Annotated in this window: 3 protein-coding genes; 2 read left to right on the top strand and 1 reads right to left on the bottom strand. The window is 64.2% G+C overall.

Annotation, left to right across the window (positions count from 1 at the left end; translation table 11 throughout):
* The first annotated feature begins 23 nt into the window (after nucleotides 1-23).
* Nucleotides 24-701: an SMC-Scp complex subunit ScpB gene (gene scpB, locus A2I95_RS32220; protein WP_027258592.1), complete on the top strand. Its 678-nt coding sequence runs from the start codon at nucleotides 24-26 to the stop codon at nucleotides 699-701.
* A 121-nt stretch (nucleotides 702-822) separates the two neighbouring features.
* Nucleotides 823-1,038: a hypothetical protein gene (locus tag A2I95_RS32215; RefSeq protein WP_291736384.1), complete on the top strand. Its 216-nt coding sequence runs from the start codon at nucleotides 823-825 to the stop codon at nucleotides 1,036-1,038.
* Here the strand turns inward: A2I95_RS32215 and A2I95_RS32210 are convergent.
* Nucleotides 1,013-2,164: an MFS transporter gene (locus A2I95_RS32210; RefSeq protein ID WP_291736382.1), complete on the bottom strand. Its 1,152-nt coding sequence runs from the start codon at nucleotides 2,162-2,164 to the stop codon at nucleotides 1,013-1,015. The two genes, A2I95_RS32215 and A2I95_RS32210, sit on opposite strands and share 26 nt — an antisense overlap.
* Between the last annotated feature and the right edge of the window lie 126 nt (nucleotides 2,165-2,290).

Here is a 2,290-nt window from a genome sequence, read left to right as displayed (position 1 = left end):
CGCAGCCTGAACGAGGATACCTGATGGAAGACCAGCTTATGGACAGCCACGGCGCTCCCATCCGCGAAGAGAGCGACACGCTGTTCGATGCGCCGCCGATGGCGGAGCAGGAACGGATGGTGGAGGCGGTGCTGTTTGCCAGCACCGAGCCTGTCACGCTGCGCGACCTGGAAGGGCGGATGCCGCATGGCTGCAACCCGCGCGAAGCTGTGGAGCATCTGCGCAAGCGTTACGAGGGCCGCGGCGTGCGGGTGGTGCGTCTGGGCGATGCCTGGGCGATCCGAACTGCACCTGATCTGGGTTTCCTGATGCAAAAGGAAACAACCGAGCTGCGCAAGCTGAGCCGCGCCGCGATCGAAACCCTTGCCATCGTCGCCTATCATCAGCCGGTGACCCGCACCGAGATCGAGGAGATCCGCGGCGTGTCGGTCTCACGAGGCACCATCGACCAGTTGATGGAGATGGACTGGATCCGCCTGGGCCGCCGCCGGATGACGCCGGGCCGGCCCGTGACCTTTGTGGTGACTCCGGTCTTCCTGGATCACTTCGGTTTGGAAAGTGCCCGCGATCTGCCGGGGTTGAAAGAGTTGCGTGCCGCGGGCCTGCTGGAGAACCGCCCGCCGCCCGGCGCCTTGCCTATGGGGCAGGGGGGCGACGGCGACGAAGAGCCGGAAGAACAGGCAGAACTGTTCGAGGAGTGACGCCTTGGGACACGGTTTACGTAATCGTGTCTGCCAAGGTCATTCTCCGGGGTGTTCTGCGCCCCGGAATTGTCTTAATTTGAGGTTAAGATAGCGGGCAGGGCAGAAAAGGGCTGACGCCATGAATATCAACTGGATCATCAACATGGTGCTGCGCCGGCTGGTGGGGCGCGCCGTCAACGCCGGTGTGAATGCAGGCATCAACGCGGTTGCCAAACGCAGCAAGCGGCAAGGTCCCAATCACCGACAAGGCCTGGATCAGGGCACCCAGCCTCCTCTGCAGCAGACCGGGCGCTCGCGTATTCCCTCGGTCAAGCCGGGGCACCGTCAGGGCTGAGCCTCTTGCGCTTCAAGCCCAAGGCTTCCAGCGCCGCGAAGGCCGATAGCAGGGCGGAGACGGTTAAGCAGCCCGCCAGTCCCCAGCCAGCATAGGCCGCGGCACCGGAAAAGGGAGCTGCGAAGACGCAAATGTAAGTCACGGTGCTGAACAACCCCATGATGGCGCCGCGCTGCTGCGGGTCCAGCTGTGTCACCCGCGCCACCACCAGGTTCAGCGCCAGATGCTGGCAGATCCCCCACAGTGCTGCGAGGCCCAACAGTAGCAGATAGCTGTCTGCCCAGATCATCATCAGCAGATAGCTGGCAGTGACGCCCAGAAACACCGGCGGTGTTGCCCGCGCCAGCCCCAATCGGTCCAGCAGCGGATCAATCAGCACCGCCAGACCAAAGCCGATGCCATAGAATAGCGGCAGCAGGCCGGCCTGAGTGGTGCTGTGCCCCAGCACTTGCGTGATATGGGCGCCGGTGAAGAAGTAACTGCTGTAGAAACCCAGCATCAGCAGCGCCGTCGCCAAGAGACCGCGTGTGATCCCAGGCACTCGCAGCGCTGTCAGCGGCGAGGTTGTCTGGCCGCTGGGGCTGCCCGCACCGCGTAAGTGCGCCGCCGCAACCCACAGCAGCAGCGCCACGCCCGCCAGCGCGCCGTAGACGGCGCGCCAGCCCACCAGATCGGTGGCCCAGGCGCTGACGCTGACGCCCAGCACCATCGACACCGTCCAGCCAGCCAGCACATAACCCAGAACTCGCGCCTCACGACCCTTGGGGGCAATCACCATCGCCAGCGTGTAGATCGAGGGCAGGGCAGCTCCTGCTGCCAGCCCGCAGACCGTCTGTGCTGCCATCAGCATCCAGACATCCGGCGCTGCGGCACTGGCGGCCAGACCTGCAGCCAGCAGCAAGAGCGCCGCGCGCAGCAGCCGCCCGGCGCCGATGCGGTCTGCCAATGGCGCCAGCAGCAGGGCTGCGGCGGCCACCCCCAGCCCATAGGCGCTGGCGGCGCGCATGACTTCTGCCGTGGTGGCATTCAGGGTGTCACTGACGGCTGTCACCACCGGCGACAGCAGCAAGGAGTTTGCGCCAATCACGCCAATTGCGCTCATCAGGATCAGAATCGGGGTTTGCATGAGTTTACCTTGAAGTATGTTCAGGTATATTTGCTATGTGCTGAATTTGGTTCTGTGAAGGGTGAGCGGATATGGCGGCAGAAAAAACAGATGGGGTTCGGAAAAGCACCGAGCCGGGCCGGGTTC

This window comes from Leisingera sp. F5, from assembly GCF_001593695.1.
Note: the sequence above shows the minus strand (reverse complement) of the source record. Positions and strands in the feature narration are given on the sequence as shown.